General features: G+C 72.2%; 18 protein-coding genes and 1 pseudogene. 13 read left to right on the forward strand and 6 right to left on the reverse strand.

Going from position 1 to position 20,234, the window contains the following annotated elements; genetic code table 11:
* Positions 1-18: 18 nt before the first annotated feature.
* Entirely contained in the window at positions 19-1,149 is a 1,131-nt protein-coding gene (locus VG276_14330; GenBank protein ID HEV8650545.1) for a citrate/2-methylcitrate synthase, read from the reverse strand.
* Positions 1,150-1,384: 235 nt separating this feature from the next.
* Between VG276_14330 and VG276_14335 the strand changes: the two genes are divergently transcribed.
* The 10 genes from VG276_14335 (at position 1,385) to VG276_14380 (ending at position 13,829) form a co-directional block, all read left to right on the forward strand.
* A complete protein-coding gene (locus VG276_14335) occupies positions 1,385-2,503 on the forward strand; it encodes an isocitrate/isopropylmalate dehydrogenase family protein (GenBank protein HEV8650546.1) in 1,119 nt (372 codons plus the stop codon).
* Between the two features lie 21 nt (positions 2,504-2,524).
* The gene (gene mdh / locus VG276_14340; GenBank protein ID HEV8650547.1) at positions 2,525-3,457 is read left to right on the forward strand and encodes a malate dehydrogenase; all 933 of its coding nucleotides are present in this window, start codon (positions 2,525-2,527) and stop codon (positions 3,455-3,457) included.
* 19 nt (positions 3,458-3,476) lie between these two features.
* Entirely contained in the window at positions 3,477-3,668 is a 192-nt protein-coding gene (locus VG276_14345) for a hypothetical protein (GenBank protein ID HEV8650548.1), read from the forward strand.
* A gap of 130 nt (positions 3,669-3,798) precedes the next feature.
* Positions 3,799-6,795 carry an aconitate hydratase gene (locus VG276_14350; GenBank protein HEV8650549.1) on the forward strand — a complete coding sequence of 999 codons (2,997 nt, stop codon included), beginning with the start codon at positions 3,799-3,801 and terminating at the stop codon, positions 6,793-6,795.
* Positions 6,796-7,082: 287 nt separating this feature from the next.
* Positions 7,083-8,111 carry a tryptophan--tRNA ligase gene (gene trpS, locus VG276_14355; GenBank protein ID HEV8650550.1) on the forward strand — a complete coding sequence of 343 codons (1,029 nt, stop codon included), beginning with the start codon at positions 7,083-7,085 and terminating at the stop codon, positions 8,109-8,111.
* A 1-nt stretch (position 8,112) separates the two neighbouring features.
* A complete protein-coding gene (locus VG276_14360; GenBank protein ID HEV8650551.1) occupies positions 8,113-9,078 on the forward strand; it encodes a 2'-5' RNA ligase family protein in 966 nt (321 codons plus the stop codon).
* 243 nt (positions 9,079-9,321) lie between these two features.
* Positions 9,322-9,795 carry a phage holin family protein gene (locus VG276_14365; GenBank protein ID HEV8650552.1) on the forward strand — a complete coding sequence of 158 codons (474 nt, stop codon included), beginning with the start codon at positions 9,322-9,324 and terminating at the stop codon, positions 9,793-9,795.
* Complete coding sequence (locus VG276_14370; GenBank protein HEV8650553.1) at positions 9,759-9,998, forward strand: hypothetical protein; 240 nt, start codon at positions 9,759-9,761, stop codon at positions 9,996-9,998. Before VG276_14365 ends, VG276_14370 begins: the two co-directional genes overlap by 37 nt.
* Before the next feature lie 111 nt (positions 9,999-10,109).
* Positions 10,110-11,963, forward strand: a complete 1,854-nt coding sequence (locus VG276_14375; protein ID HEV8650554.1) for a S9 family peptidase — start codon at positions 10,110-10,112, stop codon at positions 11,961-11,963.
* 417 nt (positions 11,964-12,380) lie between these two features.
* The gene (locus VG276_14380; protein HEV8650555.1) at positions 12,381-13,829 is read left to right on the forward strand and encodes a DUF222 domain-containing protein; all 1,449 of its coding nucleotides are present in this window, start codon (positions 12,381-12,383) and stop codon (positions 13,827-13,829) included.
* 195 nt (positions 13,830-14,024) lie between these two features.
* Here the strand turns inward: VG276_14380 and VG276_14385 are convergent, their stop codons facing one another.
* The 3 genes from VG276_14385 to VG276_14395 all read right to left on the reverse strand — a co-directional run bounded on the left by VG276_14385 (position 14,025) and on the right by VG276_14395 (position 15,806).
* Positions 14,025-14,723 carry a succinate dehydrogenase iron-sulfur subunit gene (locus VG276_14385; protein HEV8650556.1) on the reverse strand — a complete coding sequence of 233 codons (699 nt, stop codon included), beginning with the start codon at positions 14,721-14,723 and terminating at the stop codon, positions 14,025-14,027.
* 259 nt (positions 14,724-14,982) lie between these two features.
* The gene (locus VG276_14390) at positions 14,983-15,249 is read right to left on the reverse strand and encodes a hypothetical protein (GenBank protein ID HEV8650557.1); all 267 of its coding nucleotides are present in this window, start codon (positions 15,247-15,249) and stop codon (positions 14,983-14,985) included.
* Between the two features lie 413 nt (positions 15,250-15,662).
* A complete protein-coding gene (locus VG276_14395) occupies positions 15,663-15,806 on the reverse strand; it encodes a hypothetical protein (protein ID HEV8650558.1) in 144 nt (47 codons plus the stop codon).
* 166 nt (positions 15,807-15,972) lie between these two features.
* On the opposite strand from VG276_14395, the gene VG276_14400 reads away from it, so the two are divergent.
* The 3 genes from VG276_14400 (at position 15,973) to VG276_14410 (ending at position 18,203) form a co-directional block, all read left to right on the forward strand.
* The gene (locus VG276_14400; protein ID HEV8650559.1) at positions 15,973-16,428 is read left to right on the forward strand and encodes a hypothetical protein; all 456 of its coding nucleotides are present in this window, start codon (positions 15,973-15,975) and stop codon (positions 16,426-16,428) included.
* A 307-nt stretch (positions 16,429-16,735) separates the two neighbouring features.
* Positions 16,736-17,293 carry a helix-turn-helix domain-containing protein gene (locus tag VG276_14405; GenBank protein ID HEV8650560.1) on the forward strand — a complete coding sequence of 186 codons (558 nt, stop codon included), beginning with the start codon at positions 16,736-16,738 and terminating at the stop codon, positions 17,291-17,293.
* Positions 17,286-18,203: an SRPBCC family protein gene (locus VG276_14410; protein HEV8650561.1), complete on the forward strand. Its 918-nt coding sequence runs from the start codon at positions 17,286-17,288 to the stop codon at positions 18,201-18,203. Before VG276_14405 ends, VG276_14410 begins: the two co-directional genes overlap by 8 nt.
* Here VG276_14410 and sdhA read toward each other — a convergent pair.
* Both sdhA and VG276_14420 read right to left on the reverse strand, forming a co-directional pair.
* On the reverse strand, positions 18,200-19,933 hold the full coding sequence (sdhA, locus tag VG276_14415) for a succinate dehydrogenase flavoprotein subunit (protein HEV8650562.1): 1,734 nt from the start codon (positions 19,931-19,933) through the stop codon (positions 18,200-18,202). The two genes, VG276_14410 and sdhA, sit on opposite strands and share 4 nt — an antisense overlap.
* A 120-nt stretch (positions 19,934-20,053) precedes the next feature.
* Positions 20,054-20,203, reverse strand: a pseudogene (locus tag VG276_14420) (succinate dehydrogenase).
* Between the last annotated feature and the right edge of the window lie 31 nt (positions 20,204-20,234).

A 20,234-nucleotide genomic window follows, 5' to 3' on the forward strand; every position in this document is an offset into this window, starting at 1 on the left:
TCGCTGCAGGCGGGCTCGTCAGCCCCGGGCGTCGAGGGGCCGGTAGCTGCGGGGTGGGGGGCCGATGTAGGTGGAGTCGGGCCGGATCAGCCGGTTGTCGGCGTACTGCTCGCGGATGTGGGCGGTCCAGCCGGCCATCCGGGAGGTGGCGAACAGGGTCGTGTAGAGGTCGGGCGGGATGCCGAGGGCCGAGTACACGCTTGCGGTGTAGAAGTCCACGTTCGGGTACAGGCCCTTCTCCTCCATGACCGTCTCCTGGACCCGGGCCGAGGTCTCGTACCAACGGGTGTCGCCGAGCTGCTTGCCGAGCCGCTCGCCCATCTCCCGGAGCACGGTCGCGCGCGGGTCCCAGGTCTTGTAGACGCGGTGGCCGAAGCCCATGATCTTCTGCTTCTGCGCCAACCGCTGCCTGACCCAGTCGGCGGCCCGCTCGGGGGTGCCGATGTCGTCGAGCATGTAGCGGACCTGCTCGATGGCGCCGCCGTGGAGCGGGCCCTGCAGGGTGGCGACGGCCGCGGTCGCGCCCGCGTACATGTCGGCCAGGGTGGCCGCGGCGACCCGGCCGGCGAACGTGGACGCGTTCAAGGTGTGGTCGGCATACAGGACCAGGACCACGTCGAAGTCGCGGGTGACGGCCGGGTCAGGCTCCTTCCCGGTCAGCGCGTAGAGGAAGCTGCCAGCGATCGACAGGTCGTCGCGGGGCTCGACCGGGTCCGAGCCGCTGCGCTGGCGCTGGTAGGTGGCGACGATCTGCGGGGTCTTGGCGATCAGCCGGTAGGCCTTGCGCAGGTTGGCCTCTTGCGAGTCGTCGTCACCGTCGAGGTCGTGGACCGCTGCGGCCGACACCGCCGTCCGGAGCGCGGTCATCGGGCCGGTCTGGCCGGCGATCGAGGTGACGAGCTGGACGAGGGCGTCGTCCAAGGTGCTCTCGGCGCGCAGGGTCGCGGTGGTCTCCTCGAGCTGCGCCCGGGTCGGCAGCTCCAGGTGGTGGAGGAGGTAGACGATCTCCTCGAACGTGGCGTGCTCGGCCAGCTCGCCGATGTCGTACCCGGCGTAGTAGAGCCTCCCCTTCTGCCCGTCGACGTCGGAGATCTTGGTCTCGGCGGCGACCACGCCCTCGAGTCCCTTACCCTTGCCGCTACCAGCCATTGCGCTGCCTCCAGGTCTCACCAGGGGTGGGCTGCCGCTCTTATCGTAGGCAACCTGCCCGTTCCCGCACATCACTGGCGTACCGGCCGGGAGCGGGGCCCGGTGAGTTTCGTTCCCAGGATCGAAGCCGAGATATCTTGACAGGGCGGATGAACGCGACCCGTCCATCGGCTTGTTCGACCGAAACCACGCCCTCGTTGAGCTTGAGAGGAACCTGAGCTGAGAGGAGCCTTCCATGGCCCACCGTGTCACGTTCATCCCCGGTGACGGAGTAGGCCCCGAGCTGTCGGAGGCGACCCGCCGCGTGCTCGAGGGCACCGGGGTGCAGTTCGAGTGGGACCTCCAGGAGGCCGGCGCCGACGTGATCGACAGGTACGGCACGCCCCTGCCCGACCCGGTCCTCGACTCGATCCGGACCAACAAGGTCGCCATCAAGGGGCCCCTGACGACCCCGATCGGGACCGGCTTCCGCAGCGTCAACGTGGCCCTGCGCAAGGAGCTCGACCTGTACGCGTGCCTGCGGCCGTGCAAGTACTACCCGGGTGTCCGCAGCAGGTACGACGACGTCGACCTGGTGATCGTCCGGGAGAACCACGAGGACCTCTACGCCGGGATCGAGTTCGAGCAGGGCACCGACGAGGCCAAGCGGGTCATCGAGTTCCTGAACAGCGTGCAGCCCAAGCAGATCCGTGACGACTCGGGCATCTCGATCAAGCCGATCTCGATCACGGGCACGCGGCGGATCGCGCGCTACGCGTTCGAGCACGCCCGCGCCTACGGTCGCAAGAAGGTCACCGCGGTGACCAAGGCCAACATCATGAAGCACACCGACGGGCTGTTCTACGCGGTAAGCCGGGAGGTGGCCAAGGAGTACCCCGACATCGAGTACGACGAGTACCTGGTCGACAACATGTGCATGCAGCTGGTGCAGAAGCCGGAGAACTTCGACGTGCTGCTCCTGCCCAACCTGTACGGCGACATCCTCTCCGACCTGTCGGCCGGCCTGGTCGGCGGGCTCGGGGTGGCGCCCGGGGCGAACATGGGCGACGAGGTGGCGGTGTTCGAGGCCACCCACGGGTCGGCCCCCAAGTACAAGGGGCAGAACAAGGTCAACCCGATGGCGATGATGCTGTCGGGGATGCTCATGCTGCGGCACCTCGGCGAGGCCGAGGCGGCCGACCGGCTCGAGGGCGCGCTGGCCGCGGTGATCGAGGAGGGTAAGAGCGTCACCTACGACATGAAGCCCAACCGCGACGACCCCAGCGCGGTCGGCACCAGCGACGTCGCCGACGCGGTGATCGCCAAGCTGGAGCAGGGCGCCCAGGGCACCACGTCCGGCCGCGTCCAGGGCTGAGCCCGGCAAGGGGAGGTCGTCATGAAGGTCACCGTCGTCGGGGCCGGCAAGTACGGCTCCACCACCGTCCAGCGCATCGCCGAGAAGGACCTGGCCGACGAGGTCGTCATGACCGACATCGTCGAGGGGCTGCCCCAGGGCCTCGCGCTGGACATGAACCAGTCCCGCCCGCTCGAGGGCTTCCAGACCCGCGTGGTCGGCACCAACGGCTACGAGGAGACCGCCGGGTCCGACGTGGCCGTGATCACCGCCGGGCTGCCCCGCAAGCCCGGCATGAGCCGCATGGACCTGCTGGAGACCAACGCCAGGATCGTCGGCGAGGTGACCCGCAAGGTGGTCGACGCCTCCCCGGACGCGGTCCTGATCGTGGTGTCCAACCCGCTGGACGAGATGACCGCGCTCGCCGCCGAGGTGTCGGGCTTCCCCCCCGAGCGGGTCATGGGCCAGGCCGGCATGCTCGACACCGCCCGGTTCAAGTACTTCCTGGCCGAGGAGTTCGGCACCAGCCCGGACAAGGTCGAGGCGATGACCCTCGGGTCCCACGGCGACACCATGGTGCCGATGCCGAGCATGGTCAGGGTCGACGGCAAGCCCCTCACCGACCTGGCCGACGCCGACACCATCGAGCGGCTGGTGCAGCGGACCCGCGACGGCGGCGCCGAGGTGGTCGCCCTGCTCAAGTCGGGCTCGGCCTACTACGCGCCGTCGAGTGCGGCCGCGCGGATGGTGGAGGCGGTGCTGACCGACTCGAGGGCGGTCATGCCGGTGTGCGCCTGGGTCAGCGGCCAGTACGGCATCGCCGACGTCTACCTGGGGGTCCCGGCCCGGCTGGGCCGGGGCGGCGTGCGCGAGGTGGTGGAGCTGCCCCTCACCGACTCCGAGCTTGCCGAGCTGCGCGAGGCGGCCGAGGCGGTCCGCTCCAAGCAGGCCGACGTCGCCAAGCTGACCGGGTGAGTGCCGCGGGCGGCCTGGGGTGACCGAGCGCGTCCTGTCGACCCGCGAGCTCAACCGGGCGGTGCTCGCCTCAGGACTTGGGGCCGGACTAGGACCCGGACTCGGACTAGGACCCGGACTGGGAGTAGTCGGGCTGGTGCACCGCCACCACGTCCGGCTCGCCGAGACCGAGCAGACCGACATCTACAGCGAGCGCGCCACCTGGGGCTGACGCCGCCACCACGGGCCGGGATCGGTACGCTCTCAGGTACGAGGGAGCCGAGATTCCCCCGGTCGACGGGCGTGCGGCGCCGCCGGCAGGGTACTGGCAGGTGTGCGGGCCGCGATCAGGAGGTCATGACATGGCAGGGAACAGCTTCGGAGCCAGTGCCGGCCTGGAGGCCGGGGGCCGGTCCCACGAGATCTTCCGCCTCGACGCGCTGTCGTCGGTGGCCGACGTGGGGCGGCTGCCGTTCTCGCTGAAGATCCTGCTCGAGAACCTGCTCCGCAACGAGGACGGCAGCGCCGTCACCGCCGAGGACATCGAGGCGTTCGCGCGCTGGGACCCGATGACTTCCAATGACCGGGAGATCGCGTTCGCCCCGGCCCGGGTGCTGATGCAGGACTTCACCGGCGTGCCCGCCGTGGTCGACCTGGCCGCCATGCGCGACGCCATGGCCGGGCTGGGCGGCAACCGGGCCAGGATCAACCCGCTGGCCCCGGCCGAGCTGGTCATCGACCACTCGGTCGTCGCCGACGTGGCCGGGCGACCGGACGCCTTCGTCCGCAACGCCGAGCTCGAGTTCGAGCGCAACCGGGAGCGCTACGCGTTCCTGCGCTGGGGCCAGCAGGCGTTCGCCGACTTCAAGGTCGTGCCGCCCGACACCGGCATCGTCCACCAGGTCAACCTCGAGTACCTGGCCCGGGTGGTGTTCGTGGGCGACCGTGGCCAGGCCTACCCCGACACCCTGGTCGGCACCGACTCCCACACCCCGATGGTCAACGGTCTGGGCGTGCTCGGCTGGGGCGTGGGCGGGATCGAGGCCGAGGCGGCCATGCTCGGCCAGCCGATCTCGATGCTGATGCCCAAGGTCGTCGGGTTCAGGCTCGCCGGCGAGCTGCCGGAGGGGTCGACCGCCACCGACCTCGTGCTCACGGTCACCGAGCTGCTCCGCAAGCAGGGCGTGGTCGGCAAGTTCGTGGAGTTCTACGGGCCCGGGGTCGGCAACGTGCCCCTGGCCAACCGGGCCACGATCGGCAACATGTCGCCCGAGTACGGGTCGACCTGCGCGATCTTCCCGATCGACGACGAGACCCTGCGCTACCTGGAGTTCACCGGCCGCCCACCCGAGCTGATCGGGCTGGTCGAGGCGTACGCCAAGGAGCAGGGCCTGTGGCACGACCCCGAGCGCGACCCGGTCTACTCCGAAACGGTCGAGCTGGACCTGAGCACGGTCGTGCCCAGCCTGGCCGGGCCACGCCGCCCCCAGGACCGGGTCTCGCTGGCCGACGCCAAGCGGTCGTTCCGGGTCGCGCTCAAGGAGATGCTGGCCCAGGGAGCCAAGGGAAGGACCGGCACGCCCGCCGCCACCCCGGCCCCACCGGACGTGCCCGTGCGGGCCGGGGGCCCGAGCGCGCCGCAGGCGGCCACGCCCGCCGCGCCAGAGGCGGCCACGCCCGCCGCGCCAGAGGCGGCCACGCCCGCCCAGCAGGCGGCCCCGCCAGCCGCGCTGCAGCCGCCGGCTGCCTGGGAGAGCGCGGCCAACGGCAACCTGGACGGCGCCGACGAGTCGGTGGCGGAGACGTTCCCGGCCAGCGACCCGCCCGCCTGGATGGCCGGCACCACCGTCGAGCCCGACCGCAACCCGCCGCCGTGGGGCGGCCAGGTGGGCGACGCCGGCGACCGGCCGCGCGCCGCGGTGAGCGTCGAGGGGGCCGACTTCACCCTGGACCACGGCCAGGTGGTGATCGCCGCGATCACCAGCTGCACCAACACCTCCAACCCGTCGGTCATGCTCGCCGCCGGCCTGCTGGCCCGCAACGCGGTCGAGCGGGGTCTGGCGTCCAAGCCGTGGGTCAAGACCTCGCTCGCCCCCGGCTCCAAGGTGGTCATGGACTACTACCAGCGGGCCGGCCTCATCCCCTACCTGGAGCAGCTCGGCTTCCACCTGGTCGGCTACGGCTGCACCACCTGCATCGGCAACTCGGGCCCGCTCCGCCCGGAGATCTCGGCCGCGGTCGAGCGTGGCAACCTGGCTGTCGCCTCGGTGCTCTCCGGCAACCGCAACTTCGAGGGCCGCATCAATCCCGACTGCCGCATGAACTATTTGGCCTCGCCGCCGCTGGTGGTCGCCTACGCCCTGGCCGGGTCGATGGACGTCAACCTGTTCGAGGAGCCGCTGGGCACCGGGACCGGCGGCGAGCCGGTCTACCTGCGCGACATCTGGCCGTCGGGCGCGGAAGTGAGCGAGCTGGTCGGCTCCTCGATCCAGTCGGACATGTTCCGCAAGAGCTACGCCGAGGTGTTCGCGGGCGACGAGCGCTGGAACTCTCTCGAGATCCCGACCGGCGACACCTTCGCCTGGGACGAGGCGTCGACCTACGTGCGCCGGCCGCCGTACTTCGACGGCATGCCGTCGCAGCCGGGGCCGGTCACCGACATCCACGGCGCCCGCGTGCTCGCCAAGCTCGGCGACAGCGTGACCACCGACCACATTTCCCCGGCCGGGGTCATCAAGCGCGACAGCCCGGCCGGGCGCTACCTGGTCGAGAAGGGGGTCGAGCCCAAGGACTTCAACTCCTACGGCGCGCGCCGGGGCAACCACGAGGTGATGATCCGGGGCACCTTCGCCAACATCCGGCTGCGCAACCAGCTCGCCCCGGGCACCGAGGGCGGCGTCACCGTGCACCTGCCCTCAGGGGAGCAGACCACCATCTACGAGGCGGCCATGCGCTACCAGGCCGAGGGCGTGCCCCTGGTGGTCCTGGCCGGCAAGGAGTACGGCTCGGGGTCGAGCCGGGACTGGGCGGCCAAGGGGCCGCGGCTGCTCGGGGTGCGGGCGGTGCTGGCCGAGAGCTACGAGCGGATCCACCGCTCCAACCTGGTCGGCATGGGCGTGCTGCCGCTGCAGTACCCCGAGGGCGAGTCGGCCGCCTCTCTCGGCCTCACCGGCAACGAGACCTTCGACGTCGAGGGTCTGGAGGGCGCCGGCAGCGACGGCTTCCCCCGCGAGGTCGCGGTCACCGTCGACGGCGACAGGCGCTTCACCGCCCTGGTCCGCATCGACACCCCCAACGAGGTGCAGTACTACCGCCACGGCGGCATCCTGCAGTACGTCCTGCGCCAGCTCCGCGGCTGACGTCCTCCCGCGCCCTGAAGGCGGGGGATTCCTGGCCGAAGTCATGCTGGGACTCCGGAGAGGTTCACGCATGCGGCTCCTCGCGGGCCTTGCCACCCAGGGTGACTGCGCGTGCTGTGCACCGCCCGTCCGGCGGCACGACCTTCGATACTGCCGGCCCGGCTGACGGCGCCGCCTGGAGCGCGCGTGGGCGCCACGGGCGTTGCCAGATGCTCGCGTTCGCTAGGATGCGGGTGGCGGCCTGCGCGCCCGCCGTTTCGAGACCGTCGAGCAAGTGGAGGACGCTCGTGCCGCGGATCCTTTCCGGCGTCCAGCCGACCGGCAACACGCATCTCGGCAACTACGTCGGGGCCTTCCGGCAGTGGGTCCAGCAGCAGCACGAGTTCGACGCCTTCTTCCCGATCGTGGACCTGCACGCGATCACGCTGCCCTACGAGCCGGCCGAGCTGCGCGCCCGCACCCTGGAGACAGCAACCATCCTGCTGGCCGTCGGGCTCGACCCGGACGTCTGCACGATCTTCGTGCAGTCCCACGTGCCCGAGCACACCGAGCTGGCCTGGATGTTCAACAACATCGTGACCGTGGGCGAGCTGCGCCGCATGACCCAGTTCAAGGCCAGGGCGGCCCTCCGCAGCGAGGGCGCGGTGCCTGTCGGCTACTTCAACTACCCGGTGCTGCAGGCGGCCGACATCCTCGTGTACAAGGCCGAGCGGGTGCCGGTGGGGGAGGACCAGCGCCAGCACCTGGAGCTGACCCGGGAGGTCGCCCAGACCTTCAACGCCCGCTACGGGCAGACCTTCCCGCTTCCCGAGGCCTACATCCCCAAGGTGGGCGGCCGGGTCATGGACCTGCAGCAGCCCGACGCGAAGATGTCGAAGTCGGCGGTGTCCCCGGCCGGCCGCCTGCACCTGCTCGACCCGCCCGAGGTGGTGCGCAAGAAGGTGCGCTCGGCGGTCACCGACTCGGGCCGCGAGGTGGTCGCCCGTCCCGACAAGCCGGCCGTCTCCAACCTGCTCGAGCTGTACTCGATCGCGTCGGGCCGGTCGGTCGGCGAGCTGGAAGGCCTGTACGCCGGCCGCGGCTACGGCGACTTCAAGTCCGACCTGGCCGACGTGCTGGTCGGCTGGCTCGCGCCGGTCCGGGAGCGGTACGAGGTGCTGCGGGCCGACCCCGACCGGCTGGCCGGTATCCTGGCCGACGGCGCGGCCAAGGCCCGCTCGATCGCGCGCGGGACCCTGGCCGAGGTCAGGGACCGCATGGGCTTCCTCCCGGGCCGGCCTGGCGCGCTTCAGGCGCCTGCGACCGGGAACGCCTGACGTGCCCAGGCGCCGGCTGGCCGTGGTCGCGCTGCTGCCCCAGCCGGTCGCCTTCCACATCCAGGCCTGGCGCCGGGCGCTGCGCGAGCCGGCCAGGCACGCCGTGCCCCCGCACATCACCCTGGTCCCGCCCCAGTCGGTCCGCGCCGAGGACGTGCCGGCGGCGGTCGCGCTCCTGGAGCGGGCGGCCACCGCCGCGGTGCCCGCGGTGGTGACCCTGGACGGGGCGGGTACCTTCCTGCCCGACGCCCCGGTCGCCTTCGTCGCCGTCGGCGAGGGCGCGCCAGCGCTCGAGGCCCTGGAGGCGGCGCTGCGGGAGCCGCCGCTGGACCGGCGCACCCACCCGTTCCGCCCGCACGTCACCGTCGCCCAGGACCTCCCGCCCGACCAGATCGAGCAGGCCGCGCGCGACCTGGCCGGGTTCTGCGCCTCGTTCCCGCTGCGCGAGGTCGCCCTCATGGAGGAGGGCGACGACCAGGTCTGGCGTCCGCTGCGCCGGGTGGCCGTTGGTGCCTCGGAGCTGATCCGCGAGGTCCCCACCAGCCGGGCGGCCAGCGTCGCCCTGTTCCTGCTCGACCCGCCGCGGGTGCTGCTCGGGCTCCGCACCCGGGCCCGGGGCCGCCGCTACCCGGGGGCGTGGGACGCGCTCGGCGGCAAGCCCGAGCCGGGCGAGCTGCTGCTCGCGGCGCTGCTGCGCGAGGTGCGCGAAGAGGCCGCGGTCGAGCCGCTGGACATCGCCTCCCTCGGCTGCTTCGACGACGGCGAGCGGGCCGACGCCTACTTCGTCGCCACCACCTGGCGCGGCGAGCCGCACAACGAGTCGCCCGACGAGCACATCCGGCTCGAGTGGGTCCCGATGGACGAGGCGCTCAGGCGGAGCATGCCACCCACCGTCCGCCGGGCCCTGGTCCGGCTCGTCGAGGTCGTCGGCGGCACCGGCACCGTCCACGGTTGCGCGCCGCCCTGACCGCCCGGAGGCGAGGAGCCGTTCGCGGATGGCCAGAGGGCCGGCACCGTCCACGGTGACGCGCCGCCCTGACCGCCTCGGCGTGGAACGGCTGCTCTGGGCCGATCTGCCCGTGCGGGTAGGCGATCTGCCGGCGTGCGGATAGCGGGGCAGGTCCCGGGGTAGTGGGTGCAGAGCCACGGAGCGGGTACCGTCTTCTCGACCGTGCAGGCTCGATCCGCTCAACCGCTGGAAGGAGCAACCTTGGCCACCCAGGAAACGCCGTCGCCCGGGACCGGGGCGACCCGGCCCGGTCCCGGCGCCGCTCCGCCAGGCGAGCCCTCGACAGCGCAGCTGCTGAAGGGCATCGCCGACGACGCGACCACGCTGGTCCGCCAGGAGATCCTCCTGGCCAGGCAGGAGGTCACCGAGGGGCTCGCCAGCACCGCCAAGGCATCCAGCCTCCTGGCCGTCGCGGGGGTCCTCGCCCTCTACGGCCTCGGCTTCCTGCTGTTCACGATCGCGGTGGCGATCGGCGGCCCCGACTGGCTCGGTTTCCTCATCGTCACTATCGTGCTGTTCCTCGTGGTCGCCGTCCTCGGGTTGATCGGCGGGAGGCGCCTCCGAGCCACCAAGATGACGCCCGAGAAGGCCAGGGCGGAGCTGAGGGAGACGGCCGCGGAGCTGAAGGAGGAGCTCAAGTGGGCGAGACAGCGGCAGCAACAGCCAAGGAAGTAGAGGAGACCCGCAAGCAGATGGAGGCGAAGGTGGCCAAGCTGTCGGAACGCGCGCCCGCGGAGGCGCGCAAGCTCGCCAAGCGGGTGGTGTTCGCGGTCATCACCGCCTTGGTCGTGCTCGCGGCCCGCAAGCTGGTCGACAGGCTCTGGGAGCGCGCGACCGGCGAGCTGCCCCCGACCAAGGTCGCGCGCGACGACGACTGAGCATGCAGCCTCGACTGAGCACACAGCCTCGACTGAGCATGCAGCCTCGGCGGACCCTTGGGGCCCCTCGGCGCCGCGTCGGGGAGGCCCTCCCCGTGCTTGAATGAGCCCATGACGACGGTGCCCCTGATCCCTCGCGACGTGCTGTTCGGCAACCCCGAGCGGGTCAGCCCGAGCATCTCGCCTGCCGGCACCCGCCTTGCCTACCTCGCTCCGGTCGACGGCGTGCTGAACGTGTGGGTCGGCACGGTCGGCGGGGACGACTTCAAGCCGGTCACCGACGACCGCGACCGCGGCATCCGGGCCTTCTTCTGGGCCCACGACGACCGTCACCTGCTCTACGTCCAGGACCGCGGCGGCGACGAGAACTGGCACCTGTACGCGGTCGACCTCGTGCTCGGGACCACCCGCGACCTCACCCCGTTCGAGAACGTGCAGGCGCAGGTGGTCGCGGTCGACAAGCACTTCCCGGGCGAGCTGCTGGTCGGGATCAACAAGGACAACGAGCAGCTCCACGACGTCTACCGGGTGGACCTGGCCACCGGCGAGCTCGAGAAGGTCGCCGAGAACCCGGGCTTCGTGGGCTGGCTGGCCGACTCGGAGCTGCGGGTCCGCTGCGGCGTCGCGCTGACGCCCGAAGGCGGCCTCGCGGTCATGCTCCGGGACGGCGAACAGGCCGAGTGGGAGCCGGCCCTGGTCGTCGGGCCGGAGGACGCCCTGGGGACGAGCCCGGTCGCGTTCAGCGCCGACGGGCGGGAGCTGCTGCTGGTCACCTCCAAGGACGCCAACGCGGCCCGGGTGGTCTGCTTCGACCCGGCCGCGCGCTCGAGCCGGGTGCTGTTCGAGGACCCCAGGTACGACGTGCGCGACCTCACCGTCAACCCCGACACCCACCGGCCCGAGCTGGTCACCGTGCTGCGCGAGCGGGCCCAGATCGAGACGCTCGACCCGGGGCTGGCCGGCGACCTCGAGCGGATCCGCGCCATCCACCCGGGCGACCCCGCCTTCCTCGGCCGTGACCACGCCGACCGCATCTGGCTGCTGGAGTTCACCGCCGACGACGGCCCGGTGTCGTACTACGCCTACGACCGGGCCTCCGGCGAGGCCACCTTCCTGTTCGTGCACCGCCCGGAGCTCGAGCGCTACCAGCTCGCCAAGATGGAGCCGTTCTCGTTCACGGCCAGGGACGGGCTCACCGTGCACGGCTACGCCACCTTCCCGCCCGGTGCGGGCCGGTCGGGCCTGCCCGCGGTGCTGAACGTCCACGGCGGCCCCTGGGCCCGCGACGTCTGGGGCTTCGACCCGGAGGCGCAGTGGCTGGCCAACCGGGGCTACCTGTGCGTGAAGGTCAACTTCAGGGGCTCGACCGGGTACGGCAAGGACTTCCTGAACGCGGGCGACAAGCAGTGGGGCGCGGCCATGCACGACGACCTGGTCGACGCGGTCGGCTTCGCGGTCGAGCGGGGCTGGGCCGACCCGTCCCGCTTCGCGATCTACGGCGGGTCCTACGGCGGTTACAGCGCCCTGGTCGGCGCGACCTTCACCCCTGAGGTGTTCCGCTGCGCCGTCGACGTGGTCGGGCCCTCCAACCTCATCACGCTCATCGAGTCGGTGCCGCCCTACTGGAAGCCCATGCTGTCGCTGTTCAAGACCCGGGTGGGCGACCCGGACACCGAGGCGGACCTGCTCTGGTCGCGGTCGCCGCTGTCGCGGGTCGACCGGATCCGGATCCCGATGCTGATCGCCCAGGGCGCCAACGACCCCAGGGTCAAGCAGGCCGAGTCGGAGCAGATCGTGGCCGCCATGCGCGACAAGGGCATCCCCCACGAGTACCTGCTCTTCCCCGACGAGGGCCACGGCTTCGCCAAGCCCGAGAACCGCCTGCGCTTCTACGCCGCGGCCGAGCGCTTCCTCGCCGAGCACCTGGGCGGTCGCCACGAGCAGGCTGCGGTCCCGACCGGCTGAGGCTCGAGTCCCCTCGCCGCCGACCCCAGCAACGCTCCGGCGGCCTGCGCGGCGAGGCCTCCTCGGTAGCCAGGCAACACGCCACCGTCACCCTCGACTACGACCTCGCCTGAGCACCGCGGCTCGCCACACAGGCGCGGGCCCTGGCCGGCCGAGGAGCGCGGCCGAGGCTGCCGCGCCGAGCACCACCAGCGCGGCGGCAGGTAAGCGGCAGTGTACCCGGCAGGCCAGCAGCTTGCGCGCCGGACGCTGACGCCACCCGGGAGCGGCGGTCGCGCAGCTCCCTTCCCGATCCCGCCGCGGCGGTCCGGACCCACGCCGCCTATCCACAGATGCCGGCCAGTGGGTGGCGGCGGGATCGGGACGGGGTAGCCTGCGGGCATGGACTCGAACACAGTTTCGACAGGGCTGGCGCCGGTGGGGCCGGCGGTGGGGCCGGCGGTCGGGCGGGCGGGGGAGCCTGCGGCCGGGCTGGCGGGCCAGCCGGTGGGGCTGGCCATGCTGGCCGCCGCGGTCCAGGAGCTGGCCGCCCAGGACCTGACCGGCCTGCCCGACGGGGTCGCGGCCGAGCGGGTGCTGGCGCTGCGGGGGCTGCTGGACCGCCTCGAAGGCCAGTGGCTCCGGGAGCTGGCCGCGGTCGACGCGCGCGGCGCGGCCGGCGCCGAGCGCGGCGGGCGGGCGGCGTCGACGGCGGGCTGGCTGCGGGCGCGGGCCCGGCTGACCGCCGGCGCGGCCTGCCAGCGGGTCCGGGTCGCGCGGGCGCTGCATCGCGGCCCGCTGCCGGGTACCGCGGCGGCCTTGGCGGCAGGGGCGCTGTCCTACGAGCACGCGGTGGTGCTGGCCACCGGGACCGGTGACCTGGACGCCCCCACGACGGCACGGGCCGAGCCGGTGCTGCTGGAGGCCGCCCGCCGCCTGGACCCGGGCCGGTTGCGCCGGGTGGTCGAGCAGCTGCGGGTGGTCGCCGACCCCGACCGGGCCGAGCAGCAGGCGCAGCGCCGGTTCGAAAAGCGCGGCCTGCACGTGGCGGGCACCTGGCAGGGGATGGTGGCGCTTGCGGGGCTGCTGGACCCCGAGGCGGGGGAGACGCTGCTGCAGGCGCTGGACCCCCTGACCCGCCCCGCCGGCCCGCACGACCACCGCACCGGGGCGCAGCGGCGCGCCGATGCGCTGACCGAGCTGGCCCGGCGGAGCCTGGCCGGCGGGCGGCTGCCCGACAGCGGCGGGGTGCGCCCCCAGGTGACCGTCACCATCGACCTGGCCGCCCTGCTGGGCCGCCCGGGTGCGCCCGGGGTGTTCGGCTGGGCCGGGCCGGTTGGCCAGGAGACGGCCCGCCGGCTGGCCTGCGACGCCGCCATGACCCGGGTGGTCTGCACCCGCCACCCCACCGCCAACCGTGACCTCACCCCCGGCCCCGACAACCCGCCCACCGGCGCCAGCCACCCGCTGGTCGACGGCCAGACGCTGACGGCCGGCGCCGACGACCCGGTCCCCGGCGGCCACGACGAGCTGCTCCGGCGGCTGCGCGAGGGGCTGGCGCTGCTGCCCCCCGCCCTGGGTGGGGCCCGCTCGCAGGTGCTGGACGTGGGCCGCACCACCCGGGTGGTGCCAGCCGGGCTGCGCACGGCGTTGGCCGTGCGCGACAAAGGCTGTGTGGTGGCCGGCTGCGACCGGCCCCCGGCCTGGTGTGACGCCCACCACCTGCGGCACTGGCTGCACGGCGGCCCGACCAGCCTGGACAACCTGGTCCTGGTGTGCCGCGCCCACCACCGTGCGGTCCACGAAGGCCACCAGCACCTCGCCCGTGGCCCCACCGGCCACCACACCCTTACCGGATCGCCCCCACCACAACCCACCGCCGCCTGACCCACCCGGCCGCGGCCTGACCCGCCGGCCGCCCCCCTCCGGTTCCTCAGCTGGCTCCTGCCGGTGGTGGGAACGCGCGCTGCCGGTGGTGGGAACGCGCGGAGGATGCGGCACCGTGCGACGTGTAAGGGCTGACGACGCCGGTCACATGAAGGCCCTCATCGAGGGCTGCATGGCCCGGGAACGCCCCGCCGCCTAGACGCGCCGGAACAGCAGGGCCCGCTTCACCTCCTGGATCGCCTGGGTGACCTTGATGCCGCGCGGGCAGGCGTCGGTGCAGTTGAAGGTGGTCCGGCAGCGCCAGACGCCCTCCTTGTCGTTCAGCACCTCGAGCCGCTGGCCGGCGCCGCGGTCGCGGGAGTCGAAGATGAACCGGTGGGCGTTGACGATCGCAGCTGGCCCGAAGTACTCCTCGTCGGCCCAGAACACCGGGCAGGACGTGGTGCAGGCGGCGCACAGGATGCACTTGGTGGTGTCGTCGAAGCGCTCGCGCTCCTTCGGCGACTGCAGGCGCTCGCTGTCGGGCGGCTGCCCGTCGTTGATCAGGTACGGCATGACCTCGCGGTAGGAGCGGAAGAACGGCTCCATGTCCACGGTCAGGTCCTTGGCAAGCGGCAGGCCGCGCAGCGCCTCCACCGTGATCTGGTCGCCCACCTCGCGCACCAGCACCTTGCAGGCCAGGCGGTTCGCCCCGTTGATGAGCATGGCGTCCGACCCGCAGATGCCGTGGGCGCACGACCGCCGGAAGGTCAGCGAGCCGTCGATGTTCCACTTCACGTAGTGGAGCAGGTCGAGGACCCGGTCCATCGGGTCGGCCGGGATCTCGTAGGTCTCGAAGTGCGGGGCCTCGTCCGTCTCCGGGTTGAAGCGGCGGACCCGCAGGGTCACCTGCATGGGAGTCCTTCTCCGTGGCTGCGCGGCGTGGGTCCTAACCCTACAGAAGCTTGCGACCCTACAGAAGCTTGCGCGCCTCTGCGCCAGGTCACGGGCGGGGGCGGGGACTCGAGACCCCGTCACCTCGAAGTCCTTGCCGACTTCGACTCAGCAGACTCCCAGGTGCCTTCCAGGCTTGTTCCAGCTGCGACGGGCAGGCTTGGGGCCATGCCCGTCGGCCATGCCGGTCGAAGGAGTGTGAGAGGGAGGTTGCTGTGGATCACATGCCACTGCCTGATGCTGGAACCGACCGGGGCGCTGTGGCCCGGCGAGCCAGGGATGGCACCCGCCGGCCGGGTCGGCGACGCCACCCCGCCGCGCGGTCGCGGGTGGTCGCCGCTGTGCTGAGCGCGGCGGTCTTCGTCGGTCTGGGCGGCGGCATGGCCGCCCACCAGGCCAGCAGCACGGCGGCCGCGTCCGCGTCGAGCCCGGGCTCCACAAGCTCCCAGTCGACCTCGCAGTCGGACACCAGCTCATGGGGGGCCACGCCTGGATCGTCGTCGGCCCAGTCGCCCGTGACCGCCAGCCAGGGGAGTTGAGGCCGCCATGCCGACCGCGACCACTGCAGGAGCTGAGCTGCGGTTTCGTGCCATGGGCTGCGACGTCCACGTGCTGGTGGTGGGCGGACAGCCGCGCCTGCTCCAGGTCGCCCGCGAGCGCATCCAGCGGCTCGAGCGGCGCTGGAGCCGGTTCCAGCCGACCAGCGAGGTCAGCCGACTGAACGACCTTGCCGGCTCGCCGGTGCACGTCTCTCCGTCGACGCTTGGCCTGGTGGAGCACGCCCTGGAAGGCGCGCGCGTCAGCGGCGGACGCTACGACCCGACCGTCCTCGGCGACGTGCTCCGGGCCGGCTACGACCGCAGCTTCGAGCTGCTCACCGACAAGGCCCCCCGCGGCCGGTCACGGCTCGGCCGAGGCTACGACCGGGTCGTCGTCGACCGCGCCCGCCAGACGGTCACCCTGCCGCCGGGCGTCGGCTTCGACCCGGGTGGGATCGGCAAGGGCCACGCCGCCGACCTGTTGGTCGACGAGCTGCTGTCGCAAGGTGCGGCGGGAGCCTGCGTGAACGTGGGCGGCGACCTGCGGGTCGACGGCAGCGCACCAGGCGGCGGGTCCTGGGTGATCGCAGTCGAGCACCCCTCGCGTCCCGAGCCGGCCGCGCCCGGCCTGGCTGTTCGACCTCCACCGCTTCCTGGGCGGCCTGGCCCTCGTGTTCACCGGCATCCACGTGCTCGCCGTAGTCGCCGACAGCTACGTCCACTTCAGTCTGGTCAACGTCTTCGTACCGCTGACCGGCGACTGGCATCCGCTGGCGGTCGCCTGGGGGACCATCGGCCTCTACCTGCTCCTCGCAGTCGAGCTGACCTCGCTGGCCCGGGGTCACCTGCCCCGCACGCTCTGGCGGCGGGTGCATTACGCCAGCTTCGCCCTCTTCGCAGCGACAACGGTGCACGCGCTGACCGCAGGGACCGACCGCTGGTCGCCCGCCTTCCTGCTCGCCGCCGTGGCGGTCTGCGGCGCGGTGGCCGTCCTCACCGCGGCCCGTGCCGCGCGATCGGCCCGGCGCTCCCCGGTCGCGGCGACAGCGAGCCGGCGTCCACCTCAGCAGCCGGCCAGCGACCGCGCCCTGTCCCGAACGGCACGACAGCCGACCCCACTGCCTTGATCGCGGCCACGAGGCCGTCTGCGGTGCCCGAGGGCGTCACGAAGCGGCGGTTAGCGGCATTGGCGTAAAGCTCAGCCTCCCGTCCGCTGAGGAGCCTGGCCTTTAGAGCGTATTTCCGACCTTCGGCCGGTTCTTGTCGATCGTCCTGGCCGCGGGGATGATCCGCGACCCTGCGGGTCGGGCAACTCGGAGTGGGCATGCGCCGCCCAGGTGGCGAACTTGCGTCACGGGAACGACAGGACTTGCCGCAGGAGTACGGCGTGGACGATTGACAAAGACTTGCCTTATGTTCAAACTTACTTGTGCAATGAGGGAGCTACTGTACCTGGACCGGTTCGAGCAGGCCGAGGCGCTGCTCAAGCCCCAACGCGTCGAGGTGCTGCGGCAACTCGCCGAGCCGCGGTCCTGCACCGAAGTCGGGGCGCAGCTCGGCCAGACGCCCCAGCGGGTCTACTACCACGTCAGGCGGCTGGTCGACGCCGGCCTGGCCACCCAGGTCGCCGAACGCCGCGTCCGCGGCATCCACGAAGGCATCTACCAGGCCAGCGCCCGCTCCTACTGGCTCTCACCCAAGCTGGTGGGCACCATCGGCGGCCGCCGCGCCCAGGACGAGCTGAGCCTTGGCTACCTGCTCAACCTGGTCGAAGAGGTCCAGGCCGACCTCGCCGGGCTCGACCGGACCGCCGCCGAGCTGCCGTCGCTGGGCATCTCCGGCGAGATCCGCCTGCCCCTCCGGCGGCGGCAGGCGTTCCTCGACGAGCTCCGCACCACCCTTCAGGACCTGTTGACCCGCTACGGCGACGCCGACGGCGACGCCTTCCGCATCGCCCTGGCCTGCTATCCGAAAGGAGAAGCCCGTGAGTGACGTCTTCACCCTCCGTGCACGCATCGCCGCGCCCCCAGGAGCTGTGTACCGGGCGCTGACCGACCCCGCCGCGCTGCGCACCTGGCTGACCGAGCACGCCGAGGTCTCGCTGCCCGAGGGCCGTTTCGAGTTCTGGGGCCGCTCCACCCCCAAGGGCCAGCCCGGCCGTCAGCGCCTGCTGGCCGCCGAACCCGACCGGCTGCTGCGCCTGGCGTGGCTGCTGGACGGCGACGAGACGACCACCGAGATCCTCCTGGAGCCGGACGGGCGGGACGGCACCGTGCTGACGCTCACCCAGACCGGCGCGCCGACGTTCGAGGAGCTGCTGGCGGGGACCGGCCGGGTCCCCCTCCACGACTTCTGGCGGCTCTCCGTCGCCAACCTCGCCAACCACGTCGAGGGACGCGACCTCGCCCCCAAGCGCGACTTCAGCCACGCCCGCCGCGACGAGGCCCGTGTCGACCTCACCATCGACGCCCCGCCTGAGCAGGTCTACGCCTCCCTCATCGAGCCCGAGCAGCTCAACCGCTGGATCGCCGGCGATGCCGCGGCCGACCCGCGGGTCGGCGGCCACATCACCTTCAGCCCGGGCGACGCCCCGCTCAAGATCCTGGAACTGGAGCCCAGCCGGACGCTGGCCTACACCTGGCCGTCGGGCGACCGTCCCGACACGGTAGTGCGCTGGGAACTGGAGGGCTCCGCCGGCAGGACCCACCTGACCATCGTCCACAGCGGCTTCACCAAGGACGGCGACGCCGACCAGACCCAGGCCGGCTGGCACGCCTTCCTCGCCGAGCTCAAGCGCATGCACGAACTCGGCCCGGCCTGGCGCCCCATCCAGTTCGAGCTGCCCCAGCAGCCCGCCGGCCTGCTCGCCAACCCCGTCCACCAGCAGGAAACACGCTCCTAGTATTTTCTTTCCATGGGCTGGTAGCGCGTGATGACGACCGGCTTGTAGGCCAGCTTCACCCCGTCGTCGGTCCTGGAGGCCAGGGTGTGGCGCAGCCAGTTCTTGTCGTCCCGGACCGGGAAGTCCTCGCGGAAGTGGCCGCCCCTGCTCTCCTGCCGGGCCCTGGCCGACACGACCAGGGTCTCGGCCAGGTCGAGGAGGAAGCCGAGCTCGACCGCCTCGAGCAGGTCGGTGTTGTACCGCCTGGAGGTGTCCTGCACCCAGACCCGGCGGTAGCGCTCGCGCAGCGCGGCCAGCTCGACCTCCATCTCCTTGAGCAGCGTCTCGGTGCGGTAGACGCCGGCCTTGGCGTCCATGTTGACCTGCAGGTCGCCCCGGATGGCGGCCGCCCGCTCGCCCTCCGGGTGGCCGGCCAGCTCCTCGAGCATGCGGACGACCGGGCCGGCGGGGTCGTCGGGCAGCTCGGGCCGACCGACCGTCGCCGCGTGCTCGGCGGCGTAGCTGCCGGCCCGCCGGCCGAACACCACGATGTCGAGCAGCGAGTTGGTGCCGAGCCGGTTGGCCCCGTGCACCGAGACGCAGGCGCACTCGCCGGCCGCGTACAGGCCGGGCAGGACCGTGTTGGCCGGGTCGATGACCACCTCGGCACGCACGTTGGTCGGGATCCCGCCCATGGCGTAGTGGGCGGTGGGCTGGATCGGCACGCCCTCCTTCTTGGGCTCGACGCCGAGGTAGGTGCGGGCGAACTCGGTGATGTCGGGCAGCTTGGCGTCGATCACCTCGGGGTCGAGGTGGCTCACGTCCAGGTAGACGTAGTCCCCGTCCGGCCCGGCGCCGCGGCCCTCGCGGGTCTCGGTGTAGATGGCCCGGCTGACCATGTCGCGTGGAGCGAGGTCCTTGATGGTGGGGGCGTAGCGCTCCATGAACGCCTCGCCGTCCTTGTTCCGCAGGATGCCGCCCTCGCCCCGGGCCGCCTCGCTGAGCAGGATGCCGAGCCGGTACAACCCCGTGGGGTGGAACTGGAAGAACTCCATGTCCTCCATGGGCACGCCGCGGCGGTACAGCGCGCCTGGGCCGTCGCCGGTGAGGGCGTGGGCGTTGGAGGTGACCTTGAACATCTTGCCGAAGCCGCCGGTGCAGAAGACCACCGACTTGGCCCGGAAGACGTGCAGCTCCCCGGTGGCCAGCTCGTAGGCGACCACCCCGCCCGCCCGCCCCTCCACGAGCAGCACGTCGAGCACGTAGAACTCGTCGAAGAAGACGGTCCCCTGCTTGACGTTCTGCTGGTAGAGGGTCTGCAGGATCATGTGCCCGGTGCGGTCGGCCGCGAAGCAGGAGCGGCGCACCGGCCCCTTGCCGTGGTGGTGGGTGTGGCCCCCGAAGCGGCGCTGGTCGATCTTGCCCTCGGGCGTGCGGTTGAACGGCATGCCCATGTGCTCGAGGTCGTAGACCGCGTCGACCGCCTCACGGCACATGATCTCGGCGGCGTCCTGGTCGACCAGGTAGTCGCCGCCCTTGACGGTGTCGAACGTGTGCCACTCCCAGTTGTCCTCCTCGACGCTGGCCAGCGCCGCGCACATGCCGCCCTGCGCGGCGCCCGTGTGCGAGCGCGTCGGGTACAGCTTGGAGAGCACGGCCGTCTTCGCCCGCGCCGACGCCTCCAGCGCCGCGCGGAGCCCGGCTCCGCCCGCACCGACGATCACCACGTCGTAGGAGTGCCGCACTGTCATCGCCGTCAGCCGTTGCGGGGTGAAAATGAAGATCGTCAGCGAGCCGAGCACCCAGGTGAGGCCGATGACGGTGAGGTTCAGCGCCTGGTAGGCGAGCCGCCGGGCGCCGCTGCGCGCGTAGTCGTCGATGATCACGCGCAGCCCGTTGCCGCCGTGCAGCAGCGCCAGCGTGAGCATGGCGAAGTCGTAGACGCGCCAGAACGGGTTGGACCAGCGGCCCGACACGAACGCGAAGTTCACGCGCGAGATGCCGCCGTCGATCACGTGCATGATCGCGAAGTGGCCGAGGACCAGCAGCACC

The sequence above is a fragment of the Actinomycetes bacterium genome (assembly GCA_036000965.1).
Lineage (GTDB): Bacteria > Actinomycetota > CALGFH01 > CALGFH01 > CALGFH01 > DASYUT01.

What these genes read in the sequence shown, in the direction of transcription:
- VG276_14405 (HEV8650560.1), top strand. Translation starts at nt 16,736, where the DNA reads ATGAGGGAGCTACTGTACCTGGACCGGTTCGAGCAGGCCGAGGCGCTG.
- mdh (HEV8650547.1), top strand. Translation starts at nt 2,525, where the DNA reads ATGAAGGTCACCGTCGTCGGGGCCGGCAAGTACGGCTCCACCACCGTC.
- VG276_14375 (HEV8650554.1), top strand. Translation starts at nt 10,110, where the DNA reads ATGACGACGGTGCCCCTGATCCCTCGCGACGTGCTGTTCGGCAACCCC.
- VG276_14330 (HEV8650545.1), bottom strand. Translation starts at nt 1,149, where the DNA reads ATGGCTGGTAGCGGCAAGGGTAAGGGACTCGAGGGCGTGGTCGCCGCC.
- VG276_14335 (HEV8650546.1), top strand. Translation starts at nt 1,385, where the DNA reads ATGGCCCACCGTGTCACGTTCATCCCCGGTGACGGAGTAGGCCCCGAG.
- VG276_14385 (HEV8650556.1), bottom strand. Translation starts at nt 14,723, where the DNA reads ATGCAGGTGACCCTGCGGGTCCGCCGCTTCAACCCGGAGACGGACGAG.
- sdhA (HEV8650562.1), bottom strand. Translation starts at nt 19,933, where the DNA reads ATGACAGTGCGGCACTCCTACGACGTGGTGATCGTCGGTGCGGGCGGA.
- VG276_14350 (HEV8650549.1), top strand. Translation starts at nt 3,799, where the DNA reads ATGGCAGGGAACAGCTTCGGAGCCAGTGCCGGCCTGGAGGCCGGGGGC.